This is a genomic window from Bacillus sp. FJAT-14266, from assembly GCF_001719225.1.
Taxonomy (GTDB): Bacteria; Bacillota; Bacilli; order Bacillales; family Bacillaceae; genus Bacillus; species Bacillus subtilis.
Genome location: NZ_CP017072.1, coordinates 2,991,410 through 3,007,444 on the forward strand (window position 1 = coordinate 2,991,410; position 16,035 = coordinate 3,007,444).

The 16,035-nt window shown below is 45.6% G+C and carries 18 protein-coding genes; 9 read left to right on the plus strand and 9 right to left on the minus strand.

The annotated features are described in order from the left end of the window. Positions 1 to 346: 346 nt before the first annotated feature. A complete protein-coding gene (locus BGM23_RS15435) occupies positions 347 to 844 on the minus strand; it encodes a cupin domain-containing protein (RefSeq protein WP_029726245.1) in 498 nt (165 codons plus the stop codon). Between the two features lie 131 nt (positions 845 to 975). Here BGM23_RS15435 and BGM23_RS15440 point away from each other — a divergent pair, with 131 nt between their 5' ends. The 3 genes from BGM23_RS15440 to BGM23_RS15450 all read left to right on the plus strand — a co-directional run bounded on the left by BGM23_RS15440 (position 976) and on the right by BGM23_RS15450 (position 3,574). Then, positions 976 to 1,950: a DMT family transporter gene (locus tag BGM23_RS15440; RefSeq protein WP_029726246.1), complete on the plus strand. Its 975-nt coding sequence runs from the start codon at positions 976 to 978 to the stop codon at positions 1,948 to 1,950. 119 nt (positions 1,951 to 2,069) lie between these two features. After that, a complete protein-coding gene (locus tag BGM23_RS15445; RefSeq protein ID WP_003232774.1) occupies positions 2,070 to 2,822 on the plus strand; it encodes an ABC transporter ATP-binding protein in 753 nt (250 codons plus the stop codon). Next, the gene (locus BGM23_RS15450; protein ID WP_029726247.1) at positions 2,822 to 3,574 is read left to right on the plus strand and encodes an ABC transporter permease; all 753 of its coding nucleotides are present in this window, start codon (positions 2,822 to 2,824) and stop codon (positions 3,572 to 3,574) included. Before BGM23_RS15445 ends, BGM23_RS15450 begins: the two co-directional genes overlap by 1 nt. A gap of 45 nt (positions 3,575 to 3,619) precedes the next feature. Here the strand turns inward: BGM23_RS15450 and BGM23_RS15455 are convergent, their stop codons facing one another. Continuing rightward, a complete protein-coding gene (locus BGM23_RS15455) occupies positions 3,620 to 4,432 on the minus strand; it encodes a uroporphyrinogen-III synthase (protein ID WP_029726248.1) in 813 nt (270 codons plus the stop codon). 173 nt (positions 4,433 to 4,605) lie between these two features. Here BGM23_RS15455 and BGM23_RS15460 point away from each other — a divergent pair, with 173 nt between their 5' ends. Further along, positions 4,606 to 4,794 carry a DUF8096 family protein gene (locus BGM23_RS15460; RefSeq protein WP_003232781.1) on the plus strand — a complete coding sequence of 63 codons (189 nt, stop codon included), beginning with the start codon at positions 4,606 to 4,608 and terminating at the stop codon, positions 4,792 to 4,794. 40 nt (positions 4,795 to 4,834) lie between these two features. Here the strand turns inward: BGM23_RS15460 and BGM23_RS15465 are convergent, their stop codons facing one another. Next, complete coding sequence (locus BGM23_RS15465; RefSeq protein ID WP_029726249.1) at positions 4,835 to 6,013, minus strand: glycosyltransferase; 1,179 nt, start codon at positions 6,011 to 6,013, stop codon at positions 4,835 to 4,837. 22 nt (positions 6,014 to 6,035) lie between these two features. Continuing rightward, complete coding sequence (gene yjiB / locus BGM23_RS15470) at positions 6,036 to 7,226, minus strand: monooxygenase YjiB (RefSeq protein WP_029726250.1); 1,191 nt, start codon at positions 7,224 to 7,226, stop codon at positions 6,036 to 6,038. A gap of 388 nt (positions 7,227 to 7,614) precedes the next feature. Between yjiB and BGM23_RS15475 the strand changes: the two genes are divergently transcribed. Next, a complete protein-coding gene (locus BGM23_RS15475; RefSeq protein ID WP_029726251.1) occupies positions 7,615 to 7,893 on the plus strand; it encodes a hypothetical protein in 279 nt (92 codons plus the stop codon). 30 nt (positions 7,894 to 7,923) lie between these two features. Here the strand turns inward: BGM23_RS15475 and BGM23_RS15480 are convergent, their stop codons facing one another. The 4 genes from BGM23_RS15480 to fdhF all read right to left on the minus strand — a co-directional run bounded on the left by BGM23_RS15480 (position 7,924) and on the right by fdhF (position 12,977). Next, positions 7,924 to 8,550 carry an NUDIX hydrolase gene (locus BGM23_RS15480; protein WP_080477798.1) on the minus strand — a complete coding sequence of 209 codons (627 nt, stop codon included), beginning with the start codon at positions 8,548 to 8,550 and terminating at the stop codon, positions 7,924 to 7,926. Positions 8,551 to 8,628: 78 nt separating this feature from the next. After that, positions 8,629 to 9,270 (minus strand): DUF4352 domain-containing protein, encoded by a 642-nt coding sequence (locus BGM23_RS15485; RefSeq protein WP_029726253.1) that lies wholly within the window; start codon positions 9,268 to 9,270, stop codon positions 8,629 to 8,631. 196 nt (positions 9,271 to 9,466) lie between these two features. Next, positions 9,467 to 10,027, minus strand: coding sequence for a helical membrane plugin domain-containing protein (locus BGM23_RS15490; protein ID WP_029726254.1), 561 nt, complete (start codon positions 10,025 to 10,027; stop codon positions 9,467 to 9,469). Next, a complete protein-coding gene (gene fdhF, locus BGM23_RS15495) occupies positions 10,020 to 12,977 on the minus strand; it encodes a formate dehydrogenase subunit alpha (protein WP_029726256.1) in 2,958 nt (985 codons plus the stop codon). The genes BGM23_RS15490 and fdhF overlap by 8 nt, the downstream gene beginning before the upstream one ends. Before the next feature lie 145 nt (positions 12,978 to 13,122). Between fdhF and BGM23_RS15500 the strand changes: the two genes are divergently transcribed. Together BGM23_RS15500 and BGM23_RS15505 are read left to right on the plus strand one after the other, a co-directional pair. After that, positions 13,123 to 13,698, plus strand: coding sequence for a YjgB family protein (locus tag BGM23_RS15500; protein ID WP_014476503.1), 576 nt, complete (start codon positions 13,123 to 13,125; stop codon positions 13,696 to 13,698). A 100-nt stretch (positions 13,699 to 13,798) separates the two neighbouring features. Beyond that, positions 13,799 to 14,197, plus strand: coding sequence for a ribosomal maturation YjgA family protein (locus BGM23_RS15505; protein WP_029726257.1), 399 nt, complete (start codon positions 13,799 to 13,801; stop codon positions 14,195 to 14,197). Positions 14,198 to 14,206: 9 nt separating this feature from the next. Here the strand turns inward: BGM23_RS15505 and BGM23_RS15510 are convergent, their stop codons facing one another. Beyond that, complete coding sequence (locus tag BGM23_RS15510; protein ID WP_029726258.1) at positions 14,207 to 15,106, minus strand: DUF2268 domain-containing putative Zn-dependent protease; 900 nt, start codon at positions 15,104 to 15,106, stop codon at positions 14,207 to 14,209. Between the two features lie 126 nt (positions 15,107 to 15,232). On the opposite strand from BGM23_RS15510, the gene BGM23_RS15520 reads away from it, so the two are divergent. Both BGM23_RS15520 and BGM23_RS15525 read left to right on the plus strand, forming a co-directional pair. Further along, on the plus strand, positions 15,233 to 15,400 hold the full coding sequence (locus BGM23_RS15520; protein WP_014476499.1) for a YjfB family protein: 168 nt from the start codon (positions 15,233 to 15,235) through the stop codon (positions 15,398 to 15,400). A 128-nt stretch (positions 15,401 to 15,528) separates the two neighbouring features. Next, positions 15,529 to 16,002, plus strand: coding sequence for a YjfA family protein (locus BGM23_RS15525; protein WP_032678796.1), 474 nt, complete (start codon positions 15,529 to 15,531; stop codon positions 16,000 to 16,002). The last annotated feature ends 33 nt before the right edge of the window (positions 16,003 to 16,035 follow it).

Consider the following 16,035-nt stretch of genomic DNA (forward strand, 5'->3'; position numbering starts at 1 on the left):
GAAAGGGTAGTGCCTCTCCCTGTCTCACGCTTTTAAGGCATAAGAATAAGGATTGTGAATTCGTGCACAATCATTTACAAAAATAAATGTTTACTACCCAGTTTTTCATCTTGCCATATTCAGTATTATTTTTATCTAAAAATAAACAATTGAATAAGTCAAAATCCTTTACTCTCTCTGAAAATAGCAAACACAAAAAACTCCAATTCGATTACCTTCTATATGATAACACTTTTTGAACAAAATTTGAACGTGAATTGCTTCGATTATGAAATTAATTTATATGGAGCTCATGTCATAACGTTTCTGCGTCACTAGTTATTGACAATCCAGCAATTTCTCCCCTTCACTTTACCCATATTTCCAATAGAGGCTCTCTTTTTCCTGTGATCGGATCATTCGTCGGCAACGCCGCCTGCTTAATCTGTTTGACCGCTTCCTCCCGCTCATTCGGTTTCCCCGTCTTCATATCATACTGAACGCCACCGGGATAGGCGCCAAGGACAGTAAAATCGGGACTTGAGCTAAGCTTTTTATGTCCGACTCCGGCTGGAATCACGACTGCGTCGCCTGATTTGAAAGGGATGGCAGCCCCTTGTTCTCCCCCAAACTGAATCACAGCCTCTCCCCTAAGGGCAATCAGGACTTCATGCGTATTGCTGTGATAATGATGGTATGGAAAAACACTCCCTGACCAGCTGTTTGACCAGCCATGCCGGATGACGATCCGCTCTGCCAGTCCGGTGTCCTTAAGCGCGTTTTGATACACCACGAGCGGAAAATCAGGGTGATTCGGAATCCTGCCGTCATCCGGAAAGAAGTATGTCTGTGTCTCTTTTTCCATCAATTTCACCTCCCTTTTTTGTCTTCCACACATAGCGGTTCGCCAAACATGATGTTTTTCTCATGATTCCATTGATCTGCATGATACCGAATAGTATAGTATAAAAAAATAATGCCAGAATGAGGGATATCATGAAAGCTATCGTTATCGGAATATTGGCTTCACTCTTTTTCGCCGTTACCTTTATATTAAACAGAGCGATGGAGTTATCAGGAGGCAGCTGGCTTTGGAGCTCTTCGCTGCGCTTTATTTTTATGGTGCCATTTTTATGTTTGATTGTCATCATGAGAGGGACATTCACGCCTCTCTTACTAGAGATGAGGAAAAAGCCGTTTTATTGGATCAAATGGAGCTTCGTCGGCTTCGTGCTTTTTTACGCGCCGATTACATTTGCGGCTGCATACGGTCCGGGGTGGCTCATAGCCGGAACCTGGCAAATTACAATTGTAGCCGGGGTACTCTTATCTCCTTTGTTTTATGTCAAACAAGATATGCCGGGCGCTCCGCAGCTCGTTCGCCAAAAGATTCCCCTGGTTTCACTTGGCACTTCTGTGATCATCCTGATTGGAGCGGCTCTGATTCAGCTTCAGCATGCAGAATCGCTTTCTGGGAGGATGCTGCTTTTCAGTGTGCTGCCGGTTGTCATTGCGGCTTTTGCCTATCCGTTAGGAAACAGGAGAATGCTCGAAGAATACGGAGGCCGGCTTGATACATTTCAGCGCGTGCTTGGAATGACATTGGCAAGCCTTCCATTCTGGCTTATATTAGCAGCCTACGGCTGGTGGTCAGATGGCCTTCCAACAGCAAGTCAAACCGTTCAATCCTTTATCGTTGCCGTCAGCTCAGGCATCATTGCGACGGTTTTATTTTTCTGGGCTACTGATATGGTAAGAGACAATCCGCAAAAACTCGCAGCTGTTGAAGCCACTCAATCCGGTGAAGTGATTTTCGCGCTGCTTGGTGAAATTGTTCTGCTGTCAGGCGTTTTCCCATCTCTATTATCATTTGCCGGTTTGTTCATTATAATAGCGGGGATGATGTTACATACCTTCGCTTCACAGCCGAGAAAACCGAAAAAGAAAGCACAGTCAAATCTGACTGCGTAGCATCTGCAGGAGAATGGGTGAAAGCCTGTTCTCCTTTATTTGTGCTACCAAAAGGAATCTGTTTCACGTTATAGTTAAATATAATGTCAGCCTACTTATATTGAAAGGTGATTATTGTAATGGAAGCAAACGATCAAACACAAAACATACCAGCCATCTCCTTCAGATCAGTCAGAAAAAGCTATAAACAAGATGGACAAACCTATGATGTGCTGCAGGATGTCACCGGAGACATTCAACAGGGCGCAATCGTAGCCGTTTTAGGTCCTTCCGGCTCAGGCAAAAGCACCCTCCTTTCTATGTGTAATTTAATGAGAACGCCTGACAGCGGCGAAGTCAACATATACGGAAAGGAAGTCAGAGAATGGAATGTCAATGAGCTGAGGCGAACGGCAGCCCTCGCGTTTCAATCGGCTCCCGTGCTCGACGGGACAGTGCGTGACAATTTAAGTCTTGTACAAAGGCTGCATCAATCCCAGCTGTACTCTCCTGAAAAGCTGGCTTCTCTTGCAGGGCTGCCGCCAGAGCTGTTAGACAGAAGCGCCAGAGACTTATCGGGCGGGCAGCGGCAAAGACTGTCACTGGCCAGAACGCTCTCAAATCCTTCCTCCATTCTATTGTTGGACGAAATCACATCGGCCTTGGACCCGGTCTCTGCTCTTGAGATTGAAGAACTGATCAAACGTCAGCATCAAGAGAAAAAATGGACAGTCATGTGGGTCACTCATAATATGGAGCAGGCAAAACGAATAGCCGATACCATTTGGTTTATGGCAGATGGCCGGCTGCTTGAAATCGCTGAAACCGACACATTTTTCTCCGCTCCGCAGCATGAAGCAGCGAAAGAATTTTTGAAGGGAGGGACCCGGTAATGGATTACCTTTCTCTCTCTTTAACGATGATCTTTGTATTGATCGCCTTGTTTTTATCAAAATCCTTTAAAGCCGGGGTAGAAAAAGACATGATCATTGCCACCATCCGGGCCGCGGTGCAGCTGCTTATCATCGGTTATGTTTTGTCGCTGATTTTTCGCGGAGACCACCCTGTTTTTATCCTGCTGATGGTGCTGTTAATGCTCGCGGTGGCGGCACAAAATGTCATCAAGCGAAAGAAAAATACAATCGGTTCGTTTTGGAGAGTGTTTGCCGCGTTAGCAATCGTAGAAATTGTGACGCAGGGAATTCTGCTGTCTCTTCATATCATTCCGCTTACGGCACGATATGTCATTCCGATCAGCGGGATGGTCATCGGAAATTCGATGGTGCTCTCGAGTTTGTTTCTAAACCGGCTTAACTCAGAAGCCGGCGTTCGCAAAGAAGAAATTCAATTAATATTGTCACTTGGCGGCACACCGAAGCAATCCATACAGCGCATTCTTACTTCAGCGATGAAAATGAGTATGATCCCGACGCTCGAAAGCCAGAAAACACTGGGTCTTGTCCAGCTTCCCGGCATGATGACAGGCCAGATTCTAGCCGGCGCGGACCCGATTCAGGCAGTACGCTTTCAACTCTTAATCGTGTTTACAACGATGGCCTCAGCCGCGCTGACTTGTGTAATCTTAAGCGTGCTGACATACCCATCATTATTCACCGTTCATCAGCAGCTGAAGCAGAATGAATGACAGACAAAAGCCGCTTTCCGAGGGAAAAGCGGCTTTTTGTACTTGTTATTCCTTTTCTTCATAATACTTGGCCAGCTCAACAATCATCGCACCCATCCGCTCAATCTCTGGCGCAAGCAGTCTCGTAATGCCCTCTTCCCGCAGTGCTTCAGCAGTCACTTTTCCGACAGCAGCTGCGATGGCGCGTTCTTTGAATACCTTCTTCACTTCATTGATATAACCTCGCCCCTTGGCAAAATCAAACAGGGAACGAACCTGAATGGCCGTTGTAAAACAAACGGCATCGATCTCACCGTTCATCAGCTCTCGGCATAACCGCTCCACCGTTTCCTCCTCCGGCGGGATGTGCTGATAAGGCAGAATCGGCAGGACAGACGCGCCTTTTTCTTCAAGAAATGCCATGAGAGCCGGCGCTTTTTCGCCATGAAGCTGCACCATGACTGTTTTTCCTGAAAAGTCGTGAGGCTCCAAAGAACGGATTAAGCCTCTTGTTGTCCCGTCTTCATCCGAAGCTTCCAGTGTGATTCCAAGCTTTTTCAACGCAGACAGCGTTTTGTATCCCCGGCATGCCGCTTTCGCTTGGCGAATGGCCTGCAGAAACTCATCTTTCAGTCCAATTTTCTCTGCCATATCGACAAGAGTCTCCAACCCGATGCCTGTCGTGAAAATGACCCAGTCAGCTTTTTCTTCCGCAAACGTCCGCAAATCCGGCTCCACCTGCTTCTCTGCTAAGTAAACTGTACCTTGGAGAGGCCGGATGACAGGTATTCCGCCCTGTTTTTCAATGATTGTACTGATTTCTTCCGTTTTTCGTGAGCCACCGATTGCCACACGTTTTCCAAGTAACCCTTTTCCCATACCCGTTTCCTCTCCTCTTTGCATAGGCTTTTTATGTATACAAGCTTATTAAAGCTATTTTGGCGCAAACCAAGGGAGAAATCAAGATAAACCCAAACTCCTAAAATCCATTGAATACGCCGGAAGCTTGCTGTAAGATAAACAGCAGACACGTCTTGTAACGGAGGATCGACATGGAAACCAAAAAAGAAGAATATGAAACAAAAGGCTACGATACATCGATTGTTTACGAATTCAATGAATATCCGGATGCCCGCAGCGGGCGCTGCGACAACTGTGATTACACACTGTTCAAAAGCTCTGTAAAAGGCGGAAAATTTCTTAGAGAATGCCGGAGATGCGGGATGAAAAAAAATATTTAAACAGAAAACCGAAATCAAATTGATTTCGGTTTTTATGTTTTTACTGCGGGACAGCGGATTTTTTCATAAACGCTTCAATCTCAGCTGCCGCACGCTCCGCTCCGCCAGCTTCTTTTACATCCTTTTGCATATTCTTGACGCGGCTGAGCAGCTCTTGATCACTGGATACAGCCTGAACCGCTTCCTGCAGGCTGGAAACAGTCACTTCCTCTTTCGGCAAATAAACGCCAAGGCCTAATTCATCAACCCGATTTGCAGTGAGCTCCTGCTCATACATTTGCGGAATGACGACAAGCGGCACACCTGCGTTCATCGCTTCCATCGTACTGTTCATCCCGCCATGAGAGATGAACAAATCAGCTTTCTCTAACACCTCAAGCTGCGGCACACTTTGGCGAATGGTAAAGTTAGCAGGAATATCCTCCAAGCTTTCTGGATCAATCGTTTTCCCAACCGACATGATCACTTGCCATGAAGAATCCCGAAATGCCTTGATGCACATCTTGTAAAATTCCGGCCATGCGTTAAACGCCGTACCCAAAGAAATCAGCATAAGCGGGCGATCATCCTTGTCAATCAACAGGCCTTCTTGTTCCTTTCGTTCTCCGAGAGAGGGGCCGACAAAACAGAAACGGTCATCGAACGTCTCATGCTGAATCTGAAAAGACTTCGGCATAAAGACAATATTTAATGCTTCCGGCACAGCTAACTGTTCAAATGAAACAGCCGGCAACTTCTCTTGCTCCAAGTAGGCTTTAAATTCAGCCTCTGCTTCTTTTATTTTCTTCAGCATGTCTTCATTTCCTAACTGAAAGGATTCATTTTGGGCATATGACGAACAGAGCTTAATGACCGGAACATTAAGCTTTTCAGCAAACAATTTACCAGCCAGCGCAACAAAGTCATAGATGATCAGATCAGGCTGATCACCCTTATATAACTCCTCAAGCTGCGGCAGAATGCTGAGTGATTCTTTCAAAAGGCTTAGGGGCGCGTCATTCTTTTCCATCATCTCCCTGATTTGCTTAGGATCAATATTCAAGGATGTATGATAGATCAATGCTTCTCCACCGGCTTGCTGAACAGCGGGCGCAAACTCCTCAGTCGTCGCGTACGTGACACGGTGCCCTTTCTCACAAAGCTTCTCTACTAAAGCAAGCGTAGGATTGACATGTCCGTACGCCGGGATATTGATCATCGAAATATGGTACTTTTTCATGAATCTCCAGTCTCCTTATCTATTACATTTTCACACGGAAGCTCTTTAATCCGTATATCACACTGTTTTCAATCGGAGTGATACTGACGCACTCCATTTGAGGAAAAGCAGAAATCAAAGACGTTAACGCGATATTTGCTTCAAGACGGGCAAGCGGAGCCCCAAGGCAAAAATGAATGCCATGACCAAACGCAATATGCGGATTGGGATGGCGGTGGATATCAAACATGTGCGGCCTGTCAAACTTCGCTTCATCACGATTTGCCGATGCCACAAACGCCAAAACCATATCACCTTCTTTAATCAGATGCCCCCCGATTTCCGTATCCCGCTTGGCAATGCGTCTCAAAACCGGGGCGGGCGCTCTGAAACGTAAGGCTTCCTCGACTGCCTGAGGCATCAGTTCAGGATGGCTGCGCAGTTCCTCGTAAACGCCTGGCGTTTCTAATATGCTGTACATCGCATTTGAAATCAGGTTTGTAGTGGTTTCATTTCCGGCCACCAGCAGCAGCGTGCAAAACGGAATCAGCTCTTCACCGGACAGCTTCTCGCCTGTTTCTTCCGCTTCCACTAAAATAGAAATAATATCCTGTGCCGGTTTGTTTCGCTTTTCTTCTATGATGCCGGCAAAAAACGCAGCCAGTTCTTCCTCACACTTATCTCGTTCTTCCAAAAAGGCTTTTTCAGCTTCTTCACTTTTATCCTTCGGTGTACTGACCAGAAGATCAGACCATGCTTTAAACTGATCCATATGCGCTGAAGGCACTCCCAGCAGCTCAGATATCACAATAACCGGAAGCGGGTATGAAAAATCGTGAACAAGGTCAAACTCACTGCGCCCCTGACATTTTTGAATCAGTTCATCTGTGATTTCTTGAATTCTCGGTTCCCATTGCTTCATCACGCGCGGAGTAAAGGCTTTATTCACGACTGAACGGATTTTTGTATGCTTCGGCGGGTCCATGTTAATGATGGAATTTCCAATAGAGCTTGTCTGCTGCGGCATGTAACTGGAAAACAGCTCTTTATCCCCAACAACTTTTTTGACATCATCATAAAGAAAAACGCTCCACACTTGGTTTTCTTCATCAAAGGAAACAGGCGAATCCTTTCTCATCGATTCGTACCATGGAAACGGATGATACGCATCCTGTTTGTTTTTCCCATTGAGCAGCGCTCGCTGCAAGGCTTGCCGGCGGTTTAACACACTCATTATGGTCACTCCCTTGAAAAAATTCAGCAATGAATGTTCCACTTCACCTCCCGCTTTCGAAAAAGAGAGGGACTACCACATATAATCAAATTGATAACAGCAGGCAGGCGATCACGATGTTCGATGCAGGCATCATATATTCCCCCTCGAATTTCGTTCATCTTACCATAATCTTTCAATTTTTTTCTATTCTGCACTGCTGTTTTGGCTCACAACGTGACCTTAGGCATAAGCACGCAAATCCAATATGGATTCAATTGCACCGCTCCGCTCAAAAAACGTCTCTGTTTTCAACCAAATGCACTAACTCCAAAAATGACTTTCCCATTATGTAAAATAAGCTGATTCTATGATTAAATAGAAGGTAAAAGGTGAAGGAGAGAACAACGTGGCAGCACAGACTAATTACAAAAAACAAGTTGTCGGCATCCTACTTTCACTTGCATTCGTACTGTTTGTGTTCTCTTTTTCTGAGAGACATGAAAAACCGCTTGTTGAGGGAAAAAAACAGGAAAACTGGCATACTGTCGTCGACAAAGCCTCTGTCAAAATTTATGGCAGCCGATTAGTTGAAGAAAACAAATTAAAGCAAAAACTCGGCTATAAACAAGCCGATTCTATTTTGACCCTTCTGAAACTCGCCAACGAAAAACACATTACATTATAAAAAAGAAAGAGCCCATTGGCTCTTTCTTTTTTAGTCAAATATCGTTTTCTTGTCCGGATGGCGCAAAAAGTCAAACAGCATGCTAAGCTGTGAGGGTGTGTTTCGTTTTGGAGAGAGCGGCGGGAGTCTGTCTTCCGGAAAAAAAGCGGCATGATTCGTCTCGATCCCTGTTTCCCTCTGCCCGCCCGTCATGCTGCATGCGATGAAGATTTTATAATAGTGATAAGGCTGAGGGGGATGAGAGTGTTTATGGCTGTCTAGCACGGCCAGCAATCGAGACGGCTCTGTATCGTACCCCGACTCTTCTTTGATTTCCTTGACGACGTTTTCAGCTGGCGATAAACCAATCTCGCAAAATCCACCCGGCAGCGACCACAGCTCATCATGCTTCTCCCGGACAAGCAAAATCTGATTCTCTCGGAATACTGCGCCGCGAACATCCGCTTTCGGTGTCGGATAGCCCTTCTCGCCTTGCCATAAATCAGTGATAAGTTCAATGTCCTTCTCCGAGTAATCCGCCATCATTTCCGCGCTAAGCTTCATTAGCTCTTCGTACCTCTCCCTGTCGTACACATCCTTGGAAAAAGCAAGCCCCGCTTGGGCGATCGCCCGAATCCGCTGTGCCCGTTCCAGCCATTTGGTTTGCACTTTTATCACTCATCCTTTCAAGTCAAGTTTTGCTATAAAAAATGCACGTTTTCCACAGATGAAAAACGTGCAACTGTAAATTAGCTTCTAATCTAACTTCACCAAGTAATCAATATCGTCCTTTACTCTCTCTTCTGTATTACTGCTATTTGTATCAGCTAAAAACGGATTATATACCAGTGTGTAATGTTTCTGTTCTCCTTTAGGGATGACATAACTGAGTACACCTGTAACCTTTTTCCCCGATACTAGTGTTCCTCCCATAAGGATTCTGCCCTTCTCTTCTATAGAAAAAACAGGCCGCACTGATTGATCATTCTTATCTCTTAAATCAAACCCGATAAAATTGTAGCTTATTGAATCTCCCCCTATATTTTCCATCGTAACTTCTATAATAAGCCGTTCCTCATCATCTTTTATTGTTTTTGTCTCCTCATTTACAGCTCCGCCAACATTCATATATTCACCTTTTTGCACTCTATCAACTTTATTCACTGTAAAATTCGTATGTCCTGCTTTAAATGTTTCTCCTATTTTATGTATTTGATCATCTTTTTTGGTCTTCGGCTCACCGCCTTTTTTCAATTCCTTATCAAGTTCCTTTTCAAGCTCTTCTTGCGATTTTTTCTCTTTCGGTTTTTCCTTCTCTGACGCATCGCTCGATTGGCTGCACGCAGAAAGCGCTAACCCGATCGTCAAGACAAATAATAGTAATAAGACTTTTTTCATGATTGTTCCCCCATCTAAAGTAATCGATTTCTATTATAATCAGATTTTCCCTTTTCTTAACAGGTAAGAAAGTAACGATTATTTCTATCTCATTCATCACAATCTTACTTCTTCCTAGTATTTAAATATTTTTTACTAGTCCATTAGACCTTTTCATCAAAAAACCCGAGCTGGCTGAAGCCGCTCGGGCAGGAGGTCAATCTCGCTTATTCATTCCTCTTTTCTCTCGAGGTTCCTGATGATGTTTTTGGTGCTCGGGAGGCTGTGTCGTGCGTTCCAACTCCTTTGTATCTTGTCCCATTCCTTTTAAAAAGGAAAAGAGCAGTGTAATTGATTTGTTGATTTCCGGGTCTTTTAGCGAGCGGATAATATCAAAATAACCTGTCTTTTCTTCGCTGTTTTTCTGCTCTACAGCGCTTGCCACACCCGCATTCACTTTCAAAATAAGAGGCTCCAGCTGCTTCACGTCCAGCATGCCGAGTGTTCCAAACAAAAGAAGCAGATTTTTCAGCGTATTGGCTGTTTCCTCTGTATCTGCCTTTTTCACCAGGATATCAAGAACTTTATCCCCTTGGCCAAAAAGGCCGCGGAGCAACGGCAGGACACCGCGCTCGTTCATATGGCCCAGCATATGCAATGTTTCGAGAATCGCTTCTTTGTGATCAACTAGAGCATCTTCAATTTCCCGCAAATCACGCTTTCGCTGATCTTCTTCTGTTACCTCGATTTTTTGAATTCGTTTAATCGCTTTAGCCATTATGGCCCATCCCCCTTTTCACAGCGTCACCAGGGAAAATATAATCCTTCCGCGCCCATTTCTTATGAACCTGCACACCGATTTGCGGCTGCGGATTGCCGTTGCGGTGGTTGATCTTAGGCAGCGGGCTGATTCCGTCGTGCTTCAAAATTTCCATCTTGGCCGATGTTTCTTTGTAAGCAGGCGTATCGGTATCCTTATCGGCATGGCTGCCCGTTAACAGGTTGATCGCCGCTTCCCCTGAATCGTTCATTGGCAGATATACTTCCTTCCCTTTGACTCGATCAGTAATCAGGCACTTCACTTTGACATTTCCGAAAGGCGATGTGAGTCTGACGAGGGTTCCGTCCTGAATCCCTCGTTCTGCCGCAAGCTCAGGAGAAATTTCTAAGAACACTTCCGGTGTTTTCTCCGAAATCCCTTTTGATTTGTAAGTCAGGTTCCCTTCGTGGAAGTGCTCCAAGAGCCGCCCATTGTTGACATGGATATCATATTCCTCACCGAATTCCTCAGGCTCTGTCCACTGGACAGGGTAGAGAATGGCCTTGCCGTCCGGGAAAGGGAAGCGCTCTGTAAAGAGTAAAGGCGAATCCTTTCCATCAGCGTTTACAGGCCATTGCAGGGAATTATAGCCCTCAAGACGTTCATAGGTGACACCGGCATAAATCGGCGACAGCTTGGCTGCTTCCTCCATAATGTCTGCAGGATGCTCATAGTGCCAGCCGGCGTCAAGCTTATTGGCAACCTCCATAATAATCTGCCAATCCGGCTTTGATTCGCCCAGCGGTTCAAACACCTGATACAAACGCTGAATCCGGCGTTCTGTGTTTGTAAACGTTCCTTCTTTTTCAAGGCTTGGGCTCGCAGGAAGAACCACATCAGCAAACTCCGCTGTACGTGAAAGGAAAATGTCCTGCACCACAAAGAAATCAAGCTTTTCATATGCGGCGTGTACATGATTGATGTTGGAATCCACCAAGCCCATTTCTTCACCTTTTACATACATCGCTTTCAGCTGTCCGGAATGGATTTTTTCAATCATTTCGTGGTTGGTCATACCCGGCTCCTTCGGCAGCGGCACACCCCACACACGCTCGTATTTTTGGCGGACTTGTTCGTCCGTCACTTTTTCATAGCCCGGCATTCTGTCAGGCATGCTTCCGAAGTCACTTGCTCCCTGCACGTTGTTATGGCCGCGCAATGGGTAAGAACCTGCTCCCGGTTTTCCGTAGTTTCCTGTCACAAGCAGCAGATTAGAGATCGCCGTGCTCGTGTCGCTTCCTCCAATGTGCTGTGTCACGCCCATCGCCCACAATGCGCACACACTGTCAGCTTGCCCGATCATCTCTGCCATTTGGATAAGGGTTTCTCGATCAATCCCGGTTTTCTCCTCAGCATATTCAAGTGTGTACGGCGCGAGGCTTTTTACATATTCATTTCGTCCGTTCACTCTTTCTCTCAAAAATCGTTCATCGGCCTTGCCGTTTTCTATTAAATATTTGGCGATCGCATTCAGCCAGACGATATCCGATCCGGCACGCGGCTGGACAAATAAATCGGAGCGTTCTGCCATTTCGTGTTTTCTGATATCCGCGACGATCACTTTCTGCCCTCTTAGCTTATGAGCCCGTTTAATGCGAGTGGATAAGACTGGATGCGACTCAGACGTGTTCGAACCGATAATCAAAACAAGGTCCGCTTGCGCGATATCTGTAATTGATCCTGAATCACCGCCATAGCCGACTGTCCGGAACAGGCCGGCAGTCGCAGGAGATTGGCAATAGCGAGAGCAGTTGTCCACATTATTTGTGCCAATGACACCTCTGGCCAGCTTTTGCATAAGATAGGATTCTTCATTTGTACATTTAGAAGATGTAATAAAAGCGAGAGAATCCGGGCCAAACGCCTCTTTTAATTCAGTGAACTTGCTGGCGATCAGCGATAACGCCTCCTCCCACTCTGCTTCACGGAAATGATCGCCTTCCCGGATCAGCGGCTTTGTCAGGCGTTCTTCGCTGTTGACGAAATCCCAACCGAACTTGCCTTTCACACAAGTAGAAATGCCGTTGGCTGGCGCTTCCTCCTGCGGCTCTACTTTCAGAATGTCTCTGCCCTTTGTCCAGACATCAAAGCTGCAGCCGACGCCGCAATACGTGCAGACGGTTTTCGTTTTTTTGATTCGTTCATCACGCATGGCCGATTCCATATCAGAAATGGCGAGAATCGAGCCGTAGCCTGTCTCTACGCCTTTCGTGATCTCGATCATCGGTCGCAGCGTTTCGTTATTGATGCCTGTTAAATATCCGGTTTCCCCTTCCATTCCTTTTTCCATCATCGCGTTGCACGGACAGACCGTTGAACAATGGCCGCACGACACACATGACGACTCATTGATCGGCACGTCGTTATCCCAAATGACGCGCGGGCGTTTCCGCTCCCAGTCAATGGTCAGCGTTTCAGTTACCTGAACGTCCTGGCATGCTTCAACACAGCGTCCGCACAAAATACATTGATCTGGATCATACCGATAAAACGGATGGGATTCATCCTTATGGTATGGCTTGTGATCAAACGGAATGCTTTGGTGATTGATTTTCATTTCCTTCACCGTATTATGTATTTCGCATCCCCCATTGTTGTAATCGCAAACTGTACAATAAAGCTCATGATTATATAAAATCTTGTCCATCCCGATGACCTGCGCTTTTTTCACGTCAGGTGAGAGCGTATCAATGATATCCCCATCCTTTAATTCAGCGGAGCACGACCTCTTCAGCTCACCATTGATGCTGACGATGCACGTATCACATGTCTCAATCGGCCCTAAGCTTGGATGATAGCAAACTTGCGGCACTTCAATCGAGCTGTTATTCAAAAGCTGCAGCACCGTCTGTTCCTCGGACGCTTCCATTTCAACGCCGTTTATTGTGATTTTTTTCTTGCCAGGCATCTCCATTCCCCTTTCTTGCTTTATATACCGAATTACCTATTTCAGTTCCCTTACAACAACTCAATAAAACATACAAAGCGCACTCACATGTTTTATTGCACTAACACCGGGAAACGGGATGGTAGATCAATAAGGAGGGATCAACATGAAAAAGACAATGTCTGCTATTACCGCTGCGGCAGCAGTAACAAGCTGTTTTACCGGCTTTGGGGCTGCGTCCTTTTCAGCACCGGCAAAGGCCGCAGCTCAAACAAACACACTCTCAGAAAACACGAATCAATCAGCCGCTGAGCTTGTCAAAAACCTCTATAACACCGCCTATAAAGGGGAAATGCCTCAGCAGGCGCAAGGCCTTACCATTAACAAAAGCACAAAAGGGGATGTCCACGCTGCGTTTGGGGAACCGGAAAGACCAGTCGGGGGAGACAATCGATTTGATTTATATCACTGGAATATGGGACAGCCGGGCTACGGATTTTCCTATCATAAAGACATGACAATTTCAGAAATCCGCTACTTTGGAACCGGTGTGGAACGGCAGCTGAATTTAGGCGGAGTTACGCCGGAAGTGCTGCAGAAGCAATTAGGACCAGCAAATCGGGTGTTAACCGTCCCGTTTACCGATGAAATCGATTATGTATATGATACAGGCCGCTATGAACTCCATTTTGTAATAGGCACAGATCAGACAGCCGACCATGTAAACCTAAAAGCAAAATAAACACCCTATGCGGCTATTCAGCCGCTTTTTTAGTGGACAAATAAAAGATATATTCCTTACAATACAGGGAGATGAAAAAGAGACGGGGTATCAATTCGCAATGAAGCGAAATCGTTGGATATATGCAGTTTTCACCGTACTGATCATTGGGCTGGGGCTTGGATCCAGAGCATTCTCCAGTGTTCTTCCTGATACCCTCAATACTTATCTGGGAGACTCGTTGTGGGCCGCTATGATCTTTACGGGATGCGGATTTCTATTTCGGAAGCTGAAGACAATGATAACGGGCATTATCAGTCTTTCTTTCTGTTTTGTCATTGAATTCAGCCAGCTCTATCATGCCGAATGGATCGACCAGATTAGGGATGCTTCTCTTGGCGGGCTTGTACTAGGGTACGGTTTTTTATGGAGCGATATCGAAGCATATACAATCGGAATTGCCGCCTGTGCCGCCATAGAACTGCTGGTTTTGGGAATCAAAAAGCGCCGCTGTATGTGACGCTTTTTTTCATTTGGAAAACAATCCGCACTGAGAAAGAATGGTCTTCGCATCCAAACGCGTGGCCTCGCTTATCGTCATGTGATGTTGATTCATAAATGACTGAACGGCATGATATCCAACCGCATAACCTGCAAAAGCCGATAAACCAGCAGGCTTAAAGCCTTGATCGTTAGCAATTGGATCACCAAACATATAACGGCTGACTTCCGAAAATCCTTTCACATCCAGCACCTCATTAATCACATCAATGGAATATTGCAAATCCTCATGATCAAAACGAGTTACCCAAGGGCCCAATCGTTCCGTGCCAAACAGCTCTCTGGCGAATGATTCCGCCAATCCTTCAATCACAAGATAATCCCCGACACTTACAGAGCCATGATGAAAATCTATATACGAAAACCGCACATTATGATGAAACTCATGAGCAATAATTGAAGGAATCCTTGGCAGGTTATAACGGTTCGGATCAATCCATACATGAATAAAGCCCGGTATCCCGCCAAACCCGCAGTAGCCTTTTTGCAGCTGAAGTTTATTTGGATCAGCGATATAAAGGCCGAATTTGATCTCCTCTGCATTCACCCGCAGCTGTTCGCGCTCAGCAAAAAATATGCATTGCCGAAGTGCAGATTCAGCTGTCTCTGAAACATGTGATTCTTTCAGTATTTGCAGTGCTTTCTGGCCGCTTTCAGTATCACGGACATCCAAATAGCCCAGCATTTTCGCAGCCATGATCACATCATAGCCGTTTGGCTCCTTCGCTTTCAGCGGAACTTGGATGGCGGTCCACATCTTTTCAAACGGCCTCATCATCGTATACCGAAATTCATCTTCTCTTTTCTGTTCTTCCATTGAAAACAGCTTTTCGTATTGCTCAAAGGTCTTTTCCATTACAAGATTCATCCTGATTCCCTCCTTGTCAAAAACATACGATATGCCGCAGCGTAAAGGTCAACAGGAGAAATTAAGCCATTTTTCACTGTAAAATCATACAAACCCGCCGATAGGTAAGGCATAGGAGGTGGAACGATGGATATTCCTGCTTTATCAGTTGCGATGCATCAAGCATCCCTTGCCCAGAATGTTAATATCGCTTTAACGAAAAAAATGCTGGACACCGCCCAGCAAAATGCCGATCAAACCTTAAAGATGATTCAGCATCCGACTCTCGGACAAACCATTGATGTAAAAGCTTAACCTCACACCAAAGGCGGCCAATAACTCCATCCTCCCGGCCGCCTTTATTGTTCACAAAAAATCATGCATGTTTTGATTGTTCCTCCGTATGATTTATTGTTTGCCATATTAAGGGGGTCATAAAGAATATGAAAAGACTGTTTACGAAGGCTTCATTGGTGTTATTCGCAGTAGTATTTGTTTTTGCCGCCAAAGGTGTACCCGCCAATGCGGAAACCCATGCCTACGATGGTAAAAGCCCTTATTACAATGATTGTGCGTCCACCGGCTCTACAAAAAAATCCTCAAACTTAGTGAATGCCAGCAATCAAGTCATCGGAGTAGTCGAGCTTAAATTCAGCAGTACATGTAAAACAGCTTGGGCAAAAATCACGATGAATAATACATTGACGTCTGGCTTTGAAGCAAATGCGGAGATTACCCGAAACACGGACGGAAAGAGATATAATTGTGATTCTGCAGGCGGCAATGGAAAAGCGGTGGCCGGCCAAAAGTCTTGCTATACACCGATGGTATATGATTTAGATCCAAGGACTTCTTACGCTTTCGGCAAATATTCAGGACCAAACTTAAATGTTTGGGCCACCACAGGCTCTTATTAAATAGAAAAAAGGCTGTCCGTACGGACAGCCTTT